Source organism: Sphingobacterium sp. UBA5789 (assembly GCF_002418355.1).
Classification (GTDB): Bacteria; Bacteroidota; Bacteroidia; order Sphingobacteriales; family Sphingobacteriaceae; genus Sphingobacterium.
Map to the genome: position 1 here is coordinate 382,199 of NZ_DIDX01000007.1, position 21,280 is coordinate 403,478.

At 36.6% G+C, this 21,280-nt stretch carries 17 protein-coding genes; 1 reads left to right on the forward strand and 16 read right to left on the reverse strand.

Features of this window, described 5'->3' with window-relative positions; genetic code table 11:
• Positions 1-56: 56 nt before the first annotated feature.
• From B4B65_RS19040 to B4B65_RS19075, 8 genes are all read right to left on the reverse strand, one after another.
• Positions 57-3,560 (reverse strand): DUF6443 domain-containing protein, encoded by a 3,504-nt coding sequence (locus B4B65_RS19040; RefSeq protein WP_293917926.1) that lies wholly within the window; start codon positions 3,558-3,560, stop codon positions 57-59.
• Between the two features lie 52 nt (positions 3,561-3,612).
• A complete protein-coding gene (locus tag B4B65_RS19045) occupies positions 3,613-7,617 on the reverse strand; it encodes a hypothetical protein (protein ID WP_293917928.1) in 4,005 nt (1,334 codons plus the stop codon).
• A gap of 259 nt (positions 7,618-7,876) precedes the next feature.
• Entirely contained in the window at positions 7,877-8,410 is a 534-nt protein-coding gene (locus tag B4B65_RS19050) for a hypothetical protein (protein WP_293917930.1), read from the reverse strand.
• Positions 8,400-9,641, reverse strand: coding sequence for a hypothetical protein (locus B4B65_RS19055; protein WP_293917932.1), 1,242 nt, complete (start codon positions 9,639-9,641; stop codon positions 8,400-8,402). Before B4B65_RS19055 ends, B4B65_RS19050 begins: the two co-directional genes overlap by 11 nt.
• A 5-nt stretch (positions 9,642-9,646) precedes the next feature.
• Positions 9,647-11,614: a secretin and TonB N-terminal domain-containing protein gene (locus B4B65_RS19060; RefSeq protein ID WP_293917934.1), complete on the reverse strand. Its 1,968-nt coding sequence runs from the start codon at positions 11,612-11,614 to the stop codon at positions 9,647-9,649.
• A gap of 5 nt (positions 11,615-11,619) precedes the next feature.
• Complete coding sequence (locus tag B4B65_RS19065) at positions 11,620-13,074, reverse strand: GspE/PulE family protein (protein WP_293917936.1); 1,455 nt, start codon at positions 13,072-13,074, stop codon at positions 11,620-11,622.
• A 4-nt stretch (positions 13,075-13,078) separates the two neighbouring features.
• Entirely contained in the window at positions 13,079-13,582 is a 504-nt protein-coding gene (locus B4B65_RS19070; protein WP_293917938.1) for a hypothetical protein, read from the reverse strand.
• 3 nt (positions 13,583-13,585) lie between these two features.
• On the reverse strand, positions 13,586-14,002 hold the full coding sequence (locus tag B4B65_RS19075; protein WP_201678498.1) for a type IV pilin protein: 417 nt from the start codon (positions 14,000-14,002) through the stop codon (positions 13,586-13,588).
• 333 nt (positions 14,003-14,335) lie between these two features.
• Here B4B65_RS19075 and B4B65_RS19080 point away from each other — a divergent pair, with 333 nt between their 5' ends.
• Positions 14,336-15,205, forward strand: a complete 870-nt coding sequence (locus B4B65_RS19080; RefSeq protein WP_293917940.1) for a hypothetical protein — start codon at positions 14,336-14,338, stop codon at positions 15,203-15,205.
• A 359-nt stretch (positions 15,206-15,564) separates the two neighbouring features.
• Here the strand turns inward: B4B65_RS19080 and B4B65_RS19085 are convergent, their stop codons facing one another.
• From B4B65_RS19085 to B4B65_RS19120, 8 genes are all read right to left on the reverse strand, one after another.
• Positions 15,565-16,035 carry a hypothetical protein gene (locus tag B4B65_RS19085; protein WP_293917942.1) on the reverse strand — a complete coding sequence of 157 codons (471 nt, stop codon included), beginning with the start codon at positions 16,033-16,035 and terminating at the stop codon, positions 15,565-15,567.
• 353 nt (positions 16,036-16,388) lie between these two features.
• Positions 16,389-16,661, reverse strand: a complete 273-nt coding sequence (locus B4B65_RS19090; RefSeq protein WP_293917944.1) for a hypothetical protein — start codon at positions 16,659-16,661, stop codon at positions 16,389-16,391.
• 450 nt (positions 16,662-17,111) lie between these two features.
• The gene (locus B4B65_RS19095) at positions 17,112-17,246 is read right to left on the reverse strand and encodes a hypothetical protein (RefSeq protein WP_293917946.1); all 135 of its coding nucleotides are present in this window, start codon (positions 17,244-17,246) and stop codon (positions 17,112-17,114) included.
• A 184-nt stretch (positions 17,247-17,430) separates the two neighbouring features.
• Positions 17,431-17,820: a DUF7674 family protein gene (locus B4B65_RS19100; protein ID WP_293917948.1), complete on the reverse strand. Its 390-nt coding sequence runs from the start codon at positions 17,818-17,820 to the stop codon at positions 17,431-17,433.
• Between the two features lie 9 nt (positions 17,821-17,829).
• Positions 17,830-17,985 carry a hypothetical protein gene (locus B4B65_RS19105; RefSeq protein ID WP_293917950.1) on the reverse strand — a complete coding sequence of 52 codons (156 nt, stop codon included), beginning with the start codon at positions 17,983-17,985 and terminating at the stop codon, positions 17,830-17,832.
• A gap of 531 nt (positions 17,986-18,516) precedes the next feature.
• Positions 18,517-19,155 carry a hypothetical protein gene (locus B4B65_RS19110; protein WP_293917952.1) on the reverse strand — a complete coding sequence of 213 codons (639 nt, stop codon included), beginning with the start codon at positions 19,153-19,155 and terminating at the stop codon, positions 18,517-18,519.
• A 664-nt stretch (positions 19,156-19,819) separates the two neighbouring features.
• A complete protein-coding gene (locus B4B65_RS19115; protein WP_293917954.1) occupies positions 19,820-20,485 on the reverse strand; it encodes a hypothetical protein in 666 nt (221 codons plus the stop codon).
• A gap of 272 nt (positions 20,486-20,757) precedes the next feature.
• A complete protein-coding gene (locus tag B4B65_RS19120) occupies positions 20,758-21,147 on the reverse strand; it encodes a DUF7674 family protein (RefSeq protein WP_293917956.1) in 390 nt (129 codons plus the stop codon).
• Between the last annotated feature and the right edge of the window lie 133 nt (positions 21,148-21,280).

The following is a 21,280-nucleotide window of genomic DNA, read 5'->3' on the forward strand; positions in this document are numbered from 1 at the left end:
GTGGACAGAAATACCAAAAAGCAGTAGAAAAATAATATACCTCATCTTAATTTCATTTATGGTTGATTTTTTAAAAATCCGTTAATAATCCGTAATAACTCATCCAGGTTTAAATTGTTGTAATTCACCCCGTTTATATTTACATTATAATTTACTCCGGTATAGTTTTTAATAGGCCGGTTATCCTTATAGGGATAGAATTCACCTTTAGCAAATGAAGAAAAATCTCTAGTTGTAGCTGCCCCTTCAAATGAAAGAGCCTCAGACACCGGTTTATCATATACAGGACCCCAATAACCATGCTTTGCCTGCCAGGAATTATTTTTTTTCCGAAAGATATGATATCCTTCCATATACACTCCATCCTGAGCATTACGGGCAGTAATATGTGACCCGTCCGTAGCGTAATCTATCATAATCCCTTCTTCTTCAAGAATTCTTCTAAGAAATAAAGATGCATTTTCCTGATTCCCATTGACAGTACTTGTAGTTACACCGTCTGCATTATCGTATACATCATATATAGGCATATAAAATTCACCATCCGTAAGCACAAAGCCATAACAGTTTGTAGACAGATCTACTTCATATCCCGGAGGAGGAGTTCTGTCTGCTTTATTTTCACTTGCCAATTTCCAGACTTCTACCTCAGTTCCCTTATTCGTCTTTATGGTAAAGGCCATATACTGTGCCCCTGAGTGTGTCGCTGTCCTTATAATCTGTCTGCCGTTCTGATCAAGTTTTGGTGTCGCAATTATTTTACCGTCCTTATCTACAATAAAATTACCGTCCTTATCAATAAACTTAAGGGGGTTTGCAAGTGCATAACTGTAAGGGGAAACCTCTCTGTAGACTTCACTTAACTTATCCACCACTTTCCATCTTGCGATTACCGGATCATAGAACCTTGCTCCATAGTCCAGTTGGCCGTCCAGCTCTTCCTGTTTCTCCTTTCCATTATAAAGATACTTATTATTGCCGGAGACCGGGCTTGATTTTTGTAATCCAAACGGAAAGTAATCATCACGTTGTAAAACTTCTACATTGTTATTTGCGGGATTACGATACACTGTTGCCCTCACATTACCGAGATGATCGGCCAGATTGTATCTGTAACTATAAGTACCATCGGTTTTCCGCATGGCCACACCTTCTCCTGTATGAATAAGATGGATGACCCCATTCTGATATTCTATGCCTACTATATAATCACGTTGCCCACTCTCACCGGAACTTCTACGAAGTTTACCTCCCATAGCATTATACTGATATGTGACAGTTTTAGTTCCCTGCATGACCTGCAGTGGTAAATTAAGATAGTTATATGTATACTGCATATTGTTGCGATCCATCGTAACATTACCATTGGCATCATAACTATACCCGCCTGTTACCAAACCGGATACCAAATTCAGTTTATTACCTGTATAACTGTAATGGATAGGAGAATCATTACGGGTTAATTTCAGAATATTACCCATATTATCATATTCCATCCGTTCTTTCATAGCTGATGGACTGCTCCCCTCTTTCAGCCGATTGAGCTGATCATAACTATAGACAAAATATTCATTTACAGATAAATTCTGTCCCCATTGCTGCTCGGAGATATTACCATTCCACTGCGGGATTGCTCCCTTTGCAGTTGCCTGGTAACTCAGTTGCTGACTAAAGTAATCCGAACGGCTTGAAGTCAGCCATCCCCGCTCATTATAATGATATGCAGTAGTATTTACCGGATTATTACCTGACATATCAGCTCCTACAGCCTTAGTTTTCAGCTGACCGATTTCATTGTAACTATTGGTAAGTAAAGTGACCTCATCCTGATTATTAATTCTTTGCTTCATAAAGGATAGCCGTCCTGTATGATCATATTCATTTGTTGTAGCGATACTTGTGGTCTGGCTATTAACGATGTGTTTGCGGACACTAGACTCCAGTTCACCGACAAAACTATAAGTATTGTCTACAATATCTGTCCCACCGATATGATTCTGACTTTTACTCTGAACCACTTGTCCCTTCAAATCATAATAATTCACAGTTAATAACATCTCCTGTGTACCTATGGTCCTTACTTTTGTGCCAGTAAGTAAAGTTTTTACCTGTCCGAAAGAAGCCTGATTACCCGTCGGATTACCAAATACATTTCCGGGGAAATCATACCGGTCATAGTAATGTATAAGTTGATAAGATATCATATTCTTCGGGAAGATATCATTGGTATAACCTTCGTCCGAAGAGGCCGGGATTTCCCATAACCGCCCTACTGACTGTCCGTTACTGTTGACCTGATTGCTAAGCGCAGCTGCATTCTCCGTACTGCTATATATCCCGCTCAAAATTATACGGCCGAATGCATCATATTTGGTAAACAGCCACTCTCCGGCTGCTCTGCGGTTGGCATCACGGCTCAGCACCACCTGATCATTATTATTATAGACAAACTCTTCCTTGCCTTTACCGGGAATATGTTTCTCTATAATACGTTGAAGCTCATCATACTTATATCCATAGATATAGTTACTAAAATCAGAACTGGCTTCTGTAAAACTACCTGATGTGACAGCTGGAGGAAGTACATATCGCAGATTTCCTAAATAATCATACACATAATAGATATTTAGTGGATATTCCTGCTGCGTCTGTTCATTGATATTCCACATTCGCTTTAATACAGTCCGTTCTTCAAAATCTTTAAATTCTTCCACAGTGCCAGCTTTTCCGCTGGTCCAGTTTTCATCTTTAATAATTGTCTTGTATAATCTACCCGGCATGTAATACCCCGATGTCGCTCCGTCTCCGTTAGTATTAAGCGTCCACAATCTGACTTCTGATTCAGTATTGGTTCCATAATCTGTACGGACGACATGTCCATTGTTTATTTGCCATGCTTCTCCCGGAGCACCCTGAGCCCGCACCCGACTTAAGGGACTGTTTTCAAATAAAGTTTCTGAAAAGGGTACAGTAGTCTTTTTCACGTCTGCATCCCATCCTTGTGAAGGGCTGTAGTAATTTTGCACTTCAATTCCAGCTGCCGATTTATAGTTGCCATTTACATTTCCTGAAGCAGCATAAGGCAGATACTTTTTAAGCTCCCGACCGAAGTCATCGTATTCTACATACTGCACTATGTCTTTGTGGGAAGGTGAAGCCATGACTTGTACGGTCTGAGTCAGACGTCCCAATCCGTCAAAGTACTGTATGCTTTGATTTTCCTCTTCCACTGTCCGCGACTCAGAAAGGTTAGCTAACGTGACTCCTGCTTTTCGAAAAGTACGGGTCAGGATATAATTTTGATTACTGCTCGGCTGTGTCTGTAAAGCAGGGTGTTGCTGCAGGCTGCTGCTGGTATAAATCCTTACGGTGCTGCCTGAAGGGATGTGAAACCCCGGCTTCAGTGTGACACTTCCTTTTGCACGGATCTGCCCCTGACCCTTATAACTATCCAGCGTCAGATCTGTACTTTGCGCCTCAGCAGTTGATAGCGTGAAGAGGGTTGATAGAGTTGATAAGGTTAATAAAGTTGATATGGCGGATAAAAACTGTCTTTTCATGATCTCCATGGTTTAGTTATGAAACTAGTATTTAGCTTTTTATACTCATGAGCTACTTGTTATAATTGATATTCAGGAAAACCGGATTTCCCGTCGACCAGAGAGGACTACCACTACCATTCCATTTGATGTGTAATCTCGGAGAAGCTCCATATCTGACCTCGCACAGCCAGTTCCCGGAGATGAAGGATCTGTTTGCCGCAGGCATATAAGCATCATTGGTAAATGCTCCTACATATACAAAACCACCATAGCCTAATACAGGCTGGGAGAGGATTCTGAGATTCAGACTACCTGATACTCTTCCTCCGGACAAAGTGAAACTACTGCTTATCTGTTCAAAATCTGAAGAAGTATAAAATTCAGAAACAGGAGACACAACTGAAGGAGATTCATCATCCATAGTAATCGTATAATCCTGCCCCGGTAATAACCAACCTGCTTCCATAGGAACTTCCAGCATCTTTGCTGTATTTCCACTTGTACCATTGGATATCTTCCATAGCGGCCCTACAGGTCCCAGTTGATACTGATAATTCACGGCTGGACGGTAATCCGGAAACATCGGCCTGTAGGCCATCGAGCTGAACTTAAGAAGCAGATTTCCGGATAGCAGATCGGCTATAGGTACATTCAGCCTGGCTGTTTCCGTCGTATTATCCGGAAATTTGGAGGTAGAGATAATCTCACCTGTCACCCTATGACGCACGGTCGCATAACTTAGGTTTGAACTTCCGGTTAATGAACGTAGTCTGAGTGTGAGCATATCAAGTGCTGTCGACAGATTACAATCAACCGGATCACCTTTATAGTTATAACAAAATGTTTTTATCAGATGGCCTTGATGATCTCTGACAGCCATCAGTCTTCCAGATCCGTTATAATCATAGTACTCTGTCTGTCCTCTGGAATCGGTTTTACTGTTCATACCTATCAAAGGAATATGACTATACGATTTGATTGTTGCATTTGGAAATACACTTTTCAGGGGTGCCAGAAATTGTTCAATTGAATTTTTGTCCGGATTTGGCAAATTGGTAAAGGCTGTAATATTTCCAATGCCTAAGACATTGGAAAAAGAAGCATAATCTATATTTTGTACTTCAGCTACCGGATACTGATTACTGTAAGACCATAGATATACTGTTTTCATTCCATCTCTTCTATGTTGTTCCAGAATATTTGAATTACTGTCATAAATATCAAATTTCAGTTCAGACCTGTACCTTGTATCCTTTACAAACAGTCCGGATCCGTTGACAGATGTACGTATAAACTCAGTTAACGGAATTGGATTACTTAATGCGAGGACATAAATTTCATCAGGAACGGTCTGATTTACTTTGTATGTTCTTAATGTCCCAGCTGTTATGTAATCTACATTATTGATTTTACGAACTGTAAGTTCTTCAACAGGGACATTGATATTGGCATTTTTCAATTGCTTTAACCCCATTGCAGCATTATCATTAGCTATAGTCAAATTGTCGTAATCAAAGACATATTTTACCAGGTTTGATATTCGTGTCCCGTCACTATTATCCTGATATGTGACCACAGGAGACTGGTGCCTTGCAGAATTATATTCCTGCATCTGATTTTGTACTACTGAAACTCCTGTTTCATTCAATTTCTTTATACTCGATAGGGGTTTATAATCTTCACTTATAAAAGTAACTAATGCTGTTCTATAGGTATTCTGTAGAAGATTAACCGGACAATAAACATCATAAGCCACTTTAAGTCCGTTAATATGGGAACCGCTGTAGTTCGCATAATATGAATACTTATTTTCCTGTTTGGGTATGGATTGCATCTCCTCATAGATTTTTTCTGCGTTCAGGGTCCCTGCCCGCCACGAAGTATTAGCCGGAGCGACATAAGGCATCGTATAATTTCCACCAATATTTTCAGAGAAATTAAGTTTCTTTTCTACCTTTCCCAAAATGCCTAAAGCATCGTTGTATTCTGTGACCAGTCCGTATTCAATAGTAGCACCTGCGACAGGCTGTACATTTTCTTCATTGACAGTATATAAAAATCCGCAGCTCGCACAACCAATAGCTGAACCATAAGGTGGAAGCCTATCCGAGACGGAATTTGTCACTGTTATATAATTTGGTATATTTTTAATGCTTACGTTATGGAGACTATCATTATAACTATATTTTTTTATCAGTGGCAATGCATTAGCATCCGATCTTGTAGTAATACGGAATACTCTTCCCCCTCCAACTGGATAAATATTAGTGGTTATATTATCTTCCTTTCCGGCAATATTGAAGCCTGCATATAAATAATAAATCCCTCCTGTCCCAGGCTCATAGTAGGATCCAGTAACAGTGTAATGATACGTCCCGGCCCCTAAAAATATAACTTCATCACTAATGCATTGTCTGGCGGGAAAATCACATTTATTTGTAATTTGGTTTAGTGTATTTATCGAATTAGAGTTGGTTCCCGTAAACCTAACTTCCGGATGGCTGTATAAATAATCCGGAGAAAGAATCCGGTAAGAGGAGAATCTGTAGTATCCACCTCCTGGAGGGATAGTAAAACTTCCTGTAACAGTAGTACCGTCTTTTACTTCAGTACCGGCAATATTTTTTGTATATTGTGTAGATGTGTTATTAGGAAGCATCCAGGGTGAAAATACGGCATTGTTATAATTTTGAAATAAAAACTGATTTTGTTCATATTCAAATTCTGACTTTCCACCTGTGGGATACTCAACAGTTTTCAGCATACCCATTCGAGCAAATTTAAAATTACTTGTTCTTTCTGCAGAAGGAGTAAGAAAACCCATGGCACGAGAACTATTGGTAATCAGGGAAGTATAATCAGCTTTAGGAATATTATTACCTGAATACGCTCCGTTATAATATCCCCAGTGATCTTTGGATTTTGAAAAAAAATCAGGAAATCCGTCATTAGAACCATAGTATTCAAAATTCCATTTTTTTGATGATTGTCCTGTTCCTATCTGGCTTATTCCATTAAGCCTGAGACGACTTCCTGAATCGAAATATCCCATATTGAACTGATATTCATATATTTTTCCAATTCCATTAGAAACGGAAAATCCGGTAAGATAGGGCACCGTACTATTGGGATCAATTTTCCGAAGGTCTTCCCTCGGCCTTACAGAATAGTCAAATTTAATATGTCCCAAAGGGAAATCAATCCTCTCGGGAAGCATATAAGTGATACGTGTTAATGCTACATTTTGACCGATAGAATTTTGTGGACCGCAGTCAATTGCATCACTATACGTTACAAAATCTGTAGACTTGGAGTATTGTAAAGCATAGCTTTTATAGGTAAAATTTGCTATTTTTTTATCCGCTGTAATAATCTTTGTCACATAATAGGCACCACCGCCCTGACTGTCAGAAGATACGCTGATAGGATTAACCACATCATTTGATTCAAAAGCTTCAAAAAAGAATGTATTTCCTTGCTCATCAATAATCTTAAAACCTGAGGCTGTTCTTGAAATCCTAATATCTGATCTAGGATTAGTTCGGGCAGAAGATTCATTTAAAAAAATAAAAGATCCGCTTTGATTTGAAAAGTTGTAATTATATTCATCATACTCGGAATCTATATTCCCTGCTATAATATCTTCCATATAATAAAACTTCTCCTGAGCACCCATTTGGTTAGCAAAATAACGGTCTAAAGAATATTTACCATGTGGAAACATGCCCTTTTGTGTATCAAAATCGTATATACCGTTCCTACGCATAACTATATACCCACCTGTCCAGAGATTCCAGCCTAACCCAACCCACGATGGAATTTCATCTACCTTCAATCCGTTATTGTTATATTTCAAAGAAAGCGGAATAGTCAAATTGCCGATCTTTATATCATAAAGCGGTATCTGAAGATCTAAGGTACCTGTTCCTAAACCAACAGGAATTTCCTTAAACTTTTCAAATCCAGCTACATTTGGAGATTTTGGTGTTACCTCAAAGAGTTTAACGTTTTGAGCAGATGTAACACTGACAGTAAGTAAAAGCAGAGTACTTATGCATATACATAAAAAATTCATAATGATCTATTTTTGGTTAATTGGCTTATATAAATCATCTCGTTGCAAAATCCAAAAGAAATACGGACAGAACAAGAATTTAAATAACACTTAAAGCAAATATTGTAAATATTTTTCGAATAAAAATATTTATTATAAAATATACACTAAAAAAATTACCCTGAAAACAAAAAAAATAAAAATCATTTGAAAATCTACTACTTAAAGCAATAAAAACAATATGTTAAATTTAAAATATCAGCACAAAAACTATAAAGTTTTACCTTACCACCCTAAATTCCAGTTCTGTCTGAATAGTAGTGGCATCCTGATCGTATCGGGAATCTTTGGTTTTGAGGGTCACTCTTGACAGCAGTCCCAGCTCGGGAAGGACTTCCAGTGCTTGTAGCTGCTGCACCAGTCCTTTGTATGTTCCGCTCACCATAATGGTTTTGCGAAGCGCTATAGTGTCGGCATCATTACTACGCTTTCCTGTAGCAGAGTTAGTATAAGAAAGGCTTATTCCGGGGTCGGTCATACCTTTACTGGCATTCATTATAAAATTATCATTCCATTGTACAGAGTCTTTACTGTATCGGGACACTAAACTATCCAGAACACGACTTTTAAGGATCATATTCTTGCTTGCCTTACTATTATCTGTTCCTGTCCCGATCTGTTGTTCCAGTCTGTTATTCAGAGAATACGCATTCCATGTCTTGCTAAAGGCAAAGATCCAGCAGATAACAAAAGCTACTGCCGCAGCACTATATAGCAGCTTATTTTTCTTATGGTAAGATAGCTTATTCCACATGGTCGTTAAACTGAATCTGTAAAGTAAATAAAGGATTAATCTGATCCTGGCCTGCTCCAAACTGCTCTATAGAGACTTTTTCTATCCATCCCTTCCGCTCCAGATGCCGGATCCAGGCATTGAGCTGTGACAGTGACAGACACTGTCCTTTTACGAGTATACGCTGAGACAGATTTATATCATTGATTTCATTTTTACTATCAGATACCGGATTAATAGCTATACCAGAGATAACAATTGCTGAAAAATCCTGCAGGGACTGTCCTATCTGATCCAGCAACCAGGATTGGTGCACACCTCCATTCCAACCCAGTGCTTTTATTTTCTGCTCCTGTACTTCTATTCTTTTTTGCAGCTTACTGATATCGGTCACTGTGCTCTGCTGAGCTGTAACTTGTGATTCGAGTTCCTGATTACGTCCGTAATAATAAGAGAAAACAACAGCATTCAATGCCAATAAAGTAAAAAGTAAACCGATAATAAGTAGCAGATTTTTATTGAATCGGATTTTCTCCCGCAGCTCAACGTAATCTGAGTTTACAGAATTTACGGATACAGTATAGTCTTCTTCCAGATAGTCATACATCAGACAGGAGAAACCTGCGGCATAGGCCCCCAGATATCGCTGATCTATAACCTGTGTACCTATCTTTGTAGTATATTTTTCGATAGCATCTCTGGAGTAGCTGTAAGAAAGCCATTCTTTGGTCTCTTTGTCAATCTGAATCGTATGTCCATCGACTATATAGTGCCCGTTATATTTGTTGATCTGCGACAGAACAGCGTTATATACAAAAGGCCCAATGTAAAGCTGTACCACTTCATTGCCGGAGGCCGCGATTTCCTCGATCAACTGATCTACCACATTCCTCCGTACCAATGCAATCCAGCTCATATGCTGCCCTTTATGTACAGAGTAATAAAAGGATTCTTCCGAAAAATTAGGAAAGATTTCCAATATCTCTGCTGTGCCTATTTCGGTTGTATAATTTACCTCCTTGACAAGTACCTGTTTCCCTCCCAGCTGCAGTGCTATCGGCAGCTTAGGCTGCAGTTTCTCCGAAAGCTCCTGCCAACCGGCAGCCATACCTGTCTCCGCAATGTGCAGACTATCCTTTTCTAACTGCAATCTGCAATATTCCAAACGCACCTGATCTCCTTCCCGAGCATAAGTTATACCATAACAGGACTGGAGCTGATAGAATTGTCGGATAAATGCAGGTAGATTCACTGTCGTTAATAAATAATTGTTGGTTTGATAAACACTACAGAAACGACTTTATTAGTAGTTTTTTCACGGCTGCTGAACAGCCATTTTAGTACGGGAATCCGTGAAAGCAAAGGCACACCACTTCCACTGCTGCTATTCTCTGTACGTTCTATACCTCCCAACACAATCATATCTTCATTTCTGGCCCGTATTATAGATTCAAACTTGCTTGTAGATGTGGGTGGGGGCTGACCATCTTTTACTGTTCCTACGAAATCAGATATATCTACTGTGATTTTGAGTGTTATCTGATCATCTCCGGATATAATAGGCTTTATATCAATATTCATATTGGCCTCTACCGGTGTAAATTGCTCCGTAGTAACCGTTGTTGTCTGTAGGGAAGGAATTACATTTTGAGTAGTAGTTTTATAATAGCGTTTACTTCCTATACTGAGTTTTGCCTGGTGTCCATTGAGTGTAGACAACTTGGGAATGGATCGCATCTCTACATTTTTGTTCGCTTCGAGTGCACTTAATGTCACATAAAAATTGGGCGTGACCCTTCCCAGATTAAAGGAGTTATTTTTTCCCAGAAAGGATAAGAACCGGTTAATGGAACCTGCACCAAAAGTAAAATCTAGTGCTGAAAATAAAGAGCCTCCCGTTTGCGGAATGGAATCTGCTACTCCCATTTTTATCCCTGTCTTCACTGTATTACCTTTATTAATATCCAATAAGGTAACCTCTATCAGTACCATCGGTACGATCTTGTCCAGTTTGTGGATGTAAGCTTCGATCTCTGTAATCTGGGGAGAAGAACCTGAAAGCAGTAACATATTCTGTTCTCTGAATTCTTTAATTTCAACGTCTCGTTTCCATTCCATAGGAATCATGGTCATCATCGTATCAATAGAACGATGCTGCAACTGGATAATCTTACTTGTACGCAATCCTTCATTCTTACGGTTTCCGATCAGATAAATACCATTATCTACTCGGTACGTATACGGTGTACCCTGAAAAATCGAGCTCAAAAACTGATCAAAGCTGATATTTTTTACATTTGTCGTAATATTACCGTCAATCTGACTGTAAAGGAAGTAATCGACATTGGCATCTTCAGATGCACGTTTTATCAGTTCACCAATAGGAGTATTAGAGGCTTGTATCGTAAACAGTTTACCTTTGTCTCCATTGCTTTTACCATATACAGCATAATTATTTGCACCGGTGTTGCCACCTCCCATCACATTCATCCCCCCTGCTCCCTGTACCTGTTGTGCTCCGGGTCTGAAACGTATATCCGTCTGACGGTCATCATTGATAAATACTTCTTCACCCGGTATCAGATTTTCTAAGACATAGACATTATCATTGGTCTTTTTATACTTCAGGCTATTGGCATATGCCAGTTTTTCAACTGCAGTCTCAAAAGGGGCTTCCGCCATATACCCTGACACCAACTTACCATTAAGGCTGACGGGCACAATAACATTCTTATTTGAAATCGAACTGATCTTCTGCGCTACCCGGGTAAGGGTATCATTCTGTAGATTATAAGTCAGTGATTCGTTGTTTACATTATATGAAATGTCCGGATCTCTGACCTTAAAGACAGGTCTGGCGCCTGGCAATTTGGTAATCGACATAATACTGCCGATCACATTAATATCCAGCTGGTATGTTTTAGACAGAAACAGCAAAACATTAAGTGCAGTTTCATCTCTGAAGTTATTGACAATATTAAAATTAAGAGAAGGGTCCACATTGATATTCAAGTCATTAGACTGTGCCAGTGCTCGTAAAAATTCCTGAACGGAAACTCCGGAAACGGAAAGTTTTACTTTTTTCTGCAATCCCGGAACTGAAGTTGATAATGCATAAAGCCGCTCTTCCACCCGTCTGTAACTCTCTTCGGGCTGCTGGGCATGACAGACAGAAGATAATCCGGCACAAAAAAGTATAAATAAGATAAAAATCCGAATGGACATAGTGGTTAATAATTAAATAATAATGGATATATTTCTTCTATTGTGGTTTCCTGTTGTGCAAAAAGTTCAAATGCATTTTCCCCTAATGTTTTGATTTTTCTGATTCTCAATTCGTCATCCACCTGTGTATTACCTTTCTTGATTTCTTCGGCGAGTCCCTGATCCAAAGGAATAATTTCATAAACAGCTTTACGTCCTTTAAATCCTGTATAATAACAGTCCGGACAACCCGTTGCTACAGCATGTTGTGTCAGTGTGTAATAGGGCACAAACTGCTTCGGATAGATTGCTGTATCCAATGCCTGTATCTTTTTACACTTCGGACATAATGTACGCACCAGACGTTGCGCTACTGATGTGTTAAGTGTATTCGCAATCAAAAAATTGGGAATACCCATATCCATCAGACGGGATATCGTACCCCAGGCAGAATTGGTATGAATAGTGGACAGAACAAGGTGGCCGGTAAGTGCAGCCCGGATAGCCATATTTGCGGTATCAGGATCACGAATCTCACCCACCATAATAATATCGGGATCCTGTCTCAGAAATGTCCGCAAAGCAGCACCAAACGTCAATCCTATATTTTCTTTCAACTGTACCTGATTGATTCCTTCCAGCGTATATTCGATCGGGTCTTCTATCGTCAGGATATTGGTAGTTGTCTTATTCAGGTGTTTGAGCGTAGCGTATAACGTTGTCGTTTTACCAGATCCGGTGGGTCCGCTGATCAACAGAATACCATTCGGCTTTTTGATACCGTGCAGATAGTTTTCCAGATCTTCAGGAGACATTCCTAATGAATCAATATGAATATTTGCAGCATTATTGTTCAGAAGACGGAGTACGACTTTCTCTCCATGAAGTGTAGGTAACACCGATACACGAATATCAAATTGTTCTTTCCCTTTATTATAATGTATCCTTCCGTCCTGAGGGAGTCTTTTTTCGGCTATATCCATGTTGGACAGAATTTTGATCTTATTGATCAGTGCCGGATAATCTGTTTTAGATAACACATACCGTTCGACCATCATTCCGTCTATTCTGACGCGGACTCTCCCCTTCTGTTCATAACTTTCTATATGGATATCACTGCTTTTGAGTTGTCTGGCTTCCTGAATCAGATTGTCCAGGAAATCATGATCGAAAGAAAGTGAACGGATTACGCGTTGTTCTTCAGATGTATGTTCTCCGAAATAATACGTATTCAGTAGTAAATCGATCTGTTCTGTATCACAGGCAGTCAGTTGAAATCCGGAATCAAACAACATTTCAAGCTCATTACGCAAGCCATCTTCCTTCGTCGCTTTATCATATAGAAAATGGAGCACAGCATTTTCTTTGCCAACAGGTATAATCCTGTAGTGCCAGGCTACACTCCTTTGAATACTATTCAGCAACTCAGGAGATAAATTACGCCCTTCTAATAAAAGAGTATTATCTTTTTCAATCGACATTCGGTTAATAAAAATTCGGTAAAATTATTTCTCTTAAAGATAGATAATTAAAATGCTCCAATACAAATAATATCAAAAATAAAACAGCCTGCCATCCCGCTAAGGGTACAGTAATTTCCTTTTTAGTTCCCATCCTTAGTAACAGGCTCATCACTAATGCAAAGCCTAAACTCAGGACAAAGAACATAAAATATCCCCATAGGGTAAAATAAACAGCGATAGCAATAAAAAACACAACATCTCCCCATCCCAGTACGGTATCGAATATCCACTGCCAATGTCCATTCCTGATCCGGAAATAAAGTTGCAGTATCAGCAGTTGCAAAACAATAAATAGGAGATTCAACGCACTGTACAAAGACACCTCATGCCAGCCGTAATCACGTATACTTATTGCTGATAATCCCAGAAAAAGTAAAGGAAAAAAATACCAGGTGACTCCCCGGTATCTGAAATCCTGATATGCAATAAGGATTAAAATCAATACAATAAAGATTTTCAGCCACATAGACTAATCCGGAGTTACTTCCCGCAGATTTTTGTCCTGATCGATCTCCCACACATTAAACGTACCGTCACCATCAAAATCCACTACAGCAGTAGCTTTTGCTATAAATGAGTTTTGCTCTGCTTTGACAATTTCAATGCGATAGTTCGCCTTTCCGTCCTTACCGTCCGTACTTAGCTTCTCCTGTACAAATCCCAGCTCTTCCAGATTTCCACTATATTTGGATTTCTCATAGAAATAATTTTGCTGTAGGGTCTGCACATGCTGTAATTGCATTTTAGCTTCCGTACTCTTGGCCTTTGTAATCAATGGCAGTAAATTAGGCAGTGCCAGCAAGATCAAAATCCCTATAATTACCAGTACAACAAGTATCTCTGTCAGGGTGTATGCTTTTAATTTATGCTGGTTAATAATCTTCATAACGGTTATTTCAAAATTTACACGAAAGGTAATAAAATATTCGGGTTCAAAAAAATAATCAATGCGATTAATTATGTTTTAGAACGTTAGAAACAGAAGATACATCTTATCCTTGCAGACCACTGTAAAGATATCCATACCTGAGCCCTATTGACCTGTACTCACTTTTTAAGCGCAATGTAAATACTGCATACATATCGGGAGACTCTATATCCTGTAATATTTGCAAAAACAACCCCATAATTGGTTGATTACATTTCTGTAATTTCAAAATACACACTATATTCACAGAATACAGAAAATTATAATCGCCAAACTAAATTATTAATCCATATGCATAATATCAGATTTATTATTTTACTACTATGTATAGGCATGACAACTGTCTCTAAAGCACAGGTGTACAACGATGTGGCCCGTTACGCCATTTACGGAATTCCGCAATATGGTGTTAAAATCCAGACCAATATTCCGTTTACGCTCTCTGCTGATATGCCTACTATTAATCTGATCGGCTATAGTTATGGCGCCAAAGCTCCCATGAATCTGCAGATTAATTTTTACATCTGGCACGACAACAATGTGCTCTATTTTTACCAGCCTGTGATTTCTTCTTCCGGAGCGTATACCCCTAAAATCTTATTAGCGAATGAAGGAGGAAAAGTAGTTATTTTCATTGATGATAAAGTATATTTTCAACGGTTCTATGTAAATGCATTCTCCGGATACAATCAACCGTCATATTATCAGGGCTGGACAATTATTGATGCACCCTTGACAGGTACAGATATTGCTGAAATTTCGTACACAAACAGGTTTAAAGGAGATATTTACCTTTCCGGTGATGGGATATGGAACAGTCAGGGTAACGTAGGAATAGGAACGATTTCCCCACAGGAAAAGCTCTCTGTCAACGGAAAAATAAGAGCTCATGAAGTTAAAGTGGAAACCGCCAACTGGCCGGATTATGTATTCGCAAAGGACTACAAGCTCATGGAACTGGATGAACTGGCTGCTCATATCCGGGAAAAGGGACACCTTCCGAACATCCCCAAAGCGGAGGAAATAGAAAAAAATGGCGTTGCGCTGGGAGAAATGAATCGAACACTGGTAGAAAAAATAGAAGAACTGACACTCTATCTTATAAAATATGCTGAAGAGGTAAAAGAACTGAAAAAGGAAATTCAGGAATTGAAGAAGTAGGTGAATCAGTTACCCAATAATAGGGTTTGTTAGCCGATTTCACCTGGCTTTAAAGCTTCATTATTTAGTAGTACTATTGAACCAGAAGTTTGCATTTTATTAATGAATTCAAAACCTGGCCTATATCATGTTTTTACAGGCCACGTTCTTTGTTTATTTCTGCTTCTATTTTATATAATCTATTCATTTGATTTTTATGTTATCAAGGGATGATTAGGTAATGGAGTCGTATTAAATATGCTAGCCTTAGATAACTGATTAAACAAATTATTAGAAACAGAGATACTTTGTATTAAATCCATCTCTCCTCTATATAGCATATAAACAAACACTAATACGTTAAATAAACAGCTCCTTTTTCACTTGTTGTAAAAACGCTCTCTTATTTTATAATAAGTGTTCAGTTTATTTAATTCTATTCCTAATAAAACAGCACATTTTTCTTCCCAATCATTTGGATATTTTGTTTTGAAATAATTAAACACTATATCATGAGTAGATGGATTACTAAAGTCATTCTCATTAAATCTCAAATCTTTATTCTCCTGTTTTTTATACATAACTCTCCACGAATTATACATATAAAGATAATGTAGGACAATGGAAATACTAATAAAATTTATATCCTTGAGATCAAACTCCTTTTTTTCTCTATCAATTATTAATTTATAATGATTAGAAACGATATTGAAGTTGTGCTCGATCAATTCAGCTACGTTATCAATATTTTGGTTAGAGAGAACAAGATTTTCCTTATTTGATTTTACTCTAACATTCATACCTTCGCTTGATAAGCCAAGAGTGATATTTTCTATTTTTATTTCTTTCATTATCAACTACATATAAATAAAACCCAATTTCCTCCTCCATCAGTATCCAGATAAATACTCCTGCTTCTACTTGACAACACTTGTAAGCCCACTGACTAATAAAGAAACTTATTATTTCTATATACCGGATTTGGGGAGTTCTTTAAGCCAAAAGGAGACTAGTCTTCTTATAAAACAGGCAACAAGCTAGCGAAGGGTTCTGTTCAACGTCATTGATACCTACATCCAAAATTTTAAAACTAAACAGGCTTTTAGATAAAAAGCAAAGTCGAATAGGTCTTTATCTTTCATGACTGTGTCGTTTGAATAACTGAATATAAATAATCTTATTGAATTATTCCTCTGACTGTTATTTACGCGTCATTCATTGCATAATCGTATAATCGTTTTGCCTTTTCTTCTATAGTTGGCTCATAGTCCAAACTCGCCACCCAATCATCTACAAACTCTTTTGCTAAAAAGACTTCTATCAAGTAGTAGTACTTTTTGCCGCCTTCCTCTTTAATCCCTTCTTCTTCAGCAAAGGAAAGTATGATTTCAGAGTTAGGATTTTCCTTTTCCTCTTGAAAAATTATAGCTTCTTGGTCTATGTTGTCTATGTCTTTAATTAAATCAATCAATTTCATATTTTGTATTTTTATTTACCCCAAATTGAAAAACCTCCTCTTACTCCAGGATGCAAAGTACTCCCGAGAACTATTCCATCCCAAAAAGTCATTTTTTCATTGGGAGGGAGCAGCCCCAAAGTCTGACCATCTTCTACTAGATACAATCTCTAACTTGTAAATATTCAAAGAAGGGTGATATTACATGGCACCGTCTAATTTAAAAGGAGGCTATTTACTCAAAATGTCTGAGAACTTTATTACAGCTCTCCACTCTGAAGATTTTTTAAACGATTCTTCATTCCACTCTCCCTAACGTTCTAATTTTAGTCCCATTTAAAGAAGTAGCATACTTTTCTTCATTTCTTCGGAATTAATATATACCCTTAAATGTAATCTCTTCAAAGATTTGTAATGAAAAAAGATATGAATTCCAACATCACAGTTACTTCTTTCATTATAAAAATATTATTAATTGTATAGTGTCAAATCAAGAAATTTTCCAACCAAAGGATCCACTACATCCCATCTTCCGGTCACCGGTTCGTAGAACCTGGCTCCATAATCTAACTGGCCACCTAACTCCTGCTGCTTTTTTCTTGCCAACACTCATGAACCCAATGGCTGATAAGGATACTTATTATTTCCATATAGGGATTTGGCGATTTCTATAAGCCAAAAAGACAGTAAGCATCTCTTTGCAGTACTCGGATTCCGGTATTGTAGCTCTAATAACTTATTCTCTTACGCACATGTTACATATCTACACCAACAAGGAAGATTATAGGCATTATCTATAATATTTTGACCATGCCTCAAAATTCAATTGTAATGTTTCGCTCAAATTCTTTTTGATCCACTCTCTGCTGTTAGCCTCTTCAGTATAGAGAATTTCAAGAATTCCAATATTTACTATATTTAATACTTCACAATTATCACTTTGTCCTAATAAATTAATATACTCAAATGAATTTTTCACAAAAAAACTTGTTGTATCTTCTATTATTCTACTTGCAAGATAAGTTGCAAATTCGTTCATAAAAAAATATATATTGTATTCCGAAGAGTATTTAAAATTCTCTTTTGAAGCTAAAATAACTTTGTATTCAGGAACTTTTTCATACAAAATATTACGTAAAGTATTAAAAATAAATATATCGATTTCTTTCAATTCTCTCATAAAATTCAATTACCATTTTAATTCTCTTCCGGTTGTCAAATCCTCTATTATTTCAAAAATAATCTTTCTATCTGATTCAACTACTTCGCCATAATCTCCGCATATTTTCCAAAGCGTCTTTTGCTTTAGCCACATGACTCTTTGTATTCGATGCACTACACTCATAAGAAATTATTAGGTAAGAAAAGCTTATACACACTGAAAAATAACACAGCTCAATCCGATGAAAGATTGTGTTGTGTTATTTATAGTGAAAACAATTCTCATAATTCCTGTCCTATATCATCTAACTGTCCAGAGACTGATTTGATTTTACAGGCTAGCTTACTTACCATATCTCTTACCTTTTTCTCATTATCTAGAACATTAAAATTAAAGAAAATAGCATCCCTCCATATTTGTAAATCGTTAGGATAATACTTCAACATTAGATCATATACAGCTTCAATATCTCTCAAATTAAAAGTGGAGTATATTGCTTCTGACTTAGACAACTGTAAAGCCTCCAAAATCAACAGGCATATTTTATGATTGTGCAAATACTTCTCATCTATTTCTTGAATGAAACTAAAAAAGGAACTATCATCTTCCTTTTCGATAATAGATATCAATGGAACAAATACATTAGCAATAATAACATGAATTACCAATTTCCTTTAATGAAGATTGATACTTCTCGTCAGATTTAACATTTCTTCAATTATATGTAATGGTATCTTTATAGATTACATTCCATAACGAATCAGCCCAAAAGCGTTTATCGTCAACATTGTATTTATATTTTGGTTGCCCCTTTGTATTCTTAACCTTTAACAATCGATTAAAATAGTAGTCTTTTATATCCTCTTTTGTAATAGTCAAATTGTAATAATTAATCAGGCTGAATGTTTCAAACCAATTCAATGTTATTATATTACCTTCTTTTCTCTTCGCCAGGTAACAATAAGCATCATAGTAAAATTCATCTTTTTTAACAGATAATAACTGCTTTGATACTGGATTTTCTACAAGTACAAAAAAAACCATCTTATCAAAATCAGGACTATACAGGATTGTATCAAGCATTATTTTTGCTGAGCCTATATATTCCTCTTTTTTAAATGAATACGTCTTATTTTTTAGAGCATCATTCAATTTATTCAAAATTTCGATGCTATCATTGGTATACCTGATAGGATGCATATGCACAACACTTAAAAATTGCCTATCCGTACCTTCTCCCCCTCTTTTACATGTAATAAGACTAGACAAGAAGACTATTACTATAAACAAACTGACAATTCTAAGTTTCAACGACATCACATTTATTGTTTTACCCATTGATTTCCATTCCATATATACTTACCCTCTTCTAAATTTCTTAAATCATCAAAAAAGGAAAATATTGAATGATCTGTTTTTTTACCGGAATTTTCAAAATATAAGTACATGTGCCATCCGGGTCAATATATTGTAAATGGTTATTGTAGACATATCTGTATAGAGACCACTTTCGATTTAATTCAGCTTTTAATAATATCTTCCAGACTTTTGACTCGCCATAGGGTCTAGACTTGCACTTGTGAACCATTAAGTGCCTTTTGATTTTCTTTATAAATTGGATCAATCAAAAATAGGTTTATCAATCCCCCGATTTAAAATTAAATTACCTATTCCGTCATCACTGATAACGATATACATTCTGTTTCCATTCTTTGCATTAAACTCTTTTGCCCTCCCTTTATACTCTACTTTTAGTTTAATTTATCAGACACTAAAACATAAATATCTTTATTATCCTAGCTTATATTAACCCTTTTGTTTGTTAGTCCATCGGATTTATCACGGATTAGATAAACATCATTAAAAATATTAACATCATTATTGACAGATTAACTATATCATTATTAAATCCGTCCCCAAATTTTATGTTATATATAACTTGACCATCGTTCATAAATGTTTTTTGTGTTTTGCAGGAAAAACCATCAGTGTATATGAAAACTATATGTGTATTCTATCAAAGACTTACTCTTATTCCTTTCTCGACTAATATCATATCCCACCATTTAACAGTACCTTTATTTAAATATCTTACAACTTTATTACTATACCAATTTATTTTTCCTTTAGTTTCCAATTCATTTTCAAGCAGTTTATACCACATCTTATATCTCCCAGCCATATAACTTACCATTTCAGGATTACTATTTACTTCTTTCATAGTTTTACTATCAAACATTACCGGGAAAGTAGATATTTTATGAAGCCCTGCATTAAATACTAATCTATTGATAGCAAACATAGCATCAACAGCTATGGTATAATTTTTACTTTTAGGCTCAGGCATATCTTGAAAATCTAACTGAGTAGAATTAAGATAATATTTTTTTACATCTTGACAAGAAAAAGAAGTGTCCTCAAAACACGGAATCAATTGCTTTATTACCTCCAAAACGTCTTGATCATTGACATTTTTCTCAAAAAGACTTTGCATAAAATAATCTTTAGTTTCTCTAATATATTTTTCAGAGCCCTTGGTTACAATTATTCGGAGAAAATAACCTTCTTTATTTATATTACATTTAACTTTTTCGACTACAACCTTTGCTTTTTGACCATAAACCCTGAATTGACACAATATGCATATAAACAGTAGGATATATACATAATATTTCTTTATCATTACCATAAATAATTATTAATTGATCTCCTTGAATCCAACTCCATAGTCTAACTGGCCACCTAATTCTTCCTGTTTCTCTTCGCCAACACTTGTCAGCCCACTGGCTAATAAAGATACTTATTATTTCCATATACAGGATTTGGTGATTTCTATGAGCCAAAAAGACAGTAAGCATCTCTTTGCAGTACTCGGATTCCGATATTGTAGCTCTAATAACTTATTCTCTTACGCACATGTTACATGTCTACACCAACAAGGAAGATTAATAGGCATTATCTATAATATTTTGACCATGCCTCAAAATTCAATTGTAATGTTTCGCTCAAATTCTTTTTGATCCACTCTCTGCTGTTAGCCTCTTCAGTATAGAGAATTTCAAGAATTCCAATATTTACTATATTTAATACTTCACAATTATCACTTTGCCCTAATAAATTAATATACTCAAATGAATTTTTCACAAAAACACTTGTTGTATCTTCTATTATTCTACTTGCAAGATAAGTTGCAAATTCGTTCATATAAAAATATATATTGTATTCCGAAGAGTATTTAAAACTCTCTTGTGAAGCTAAAATAACTTTGTATTCAGGAACTTTTTCATACAAAATATTACGTAAAGTATTAAAAATAAAGATATCGATTTCTTTCAATTCTCTCATAAAATTCAATTACCCTTTTAATTCTCTCCCGGTCGTCAAATCCTCTATTATTTCAAAAATAATCATTCTATCTGATTCAACTACTTCACCATAATTTCCCTTCAATAATTTCCGCATATTTTCCAAAGCGTCT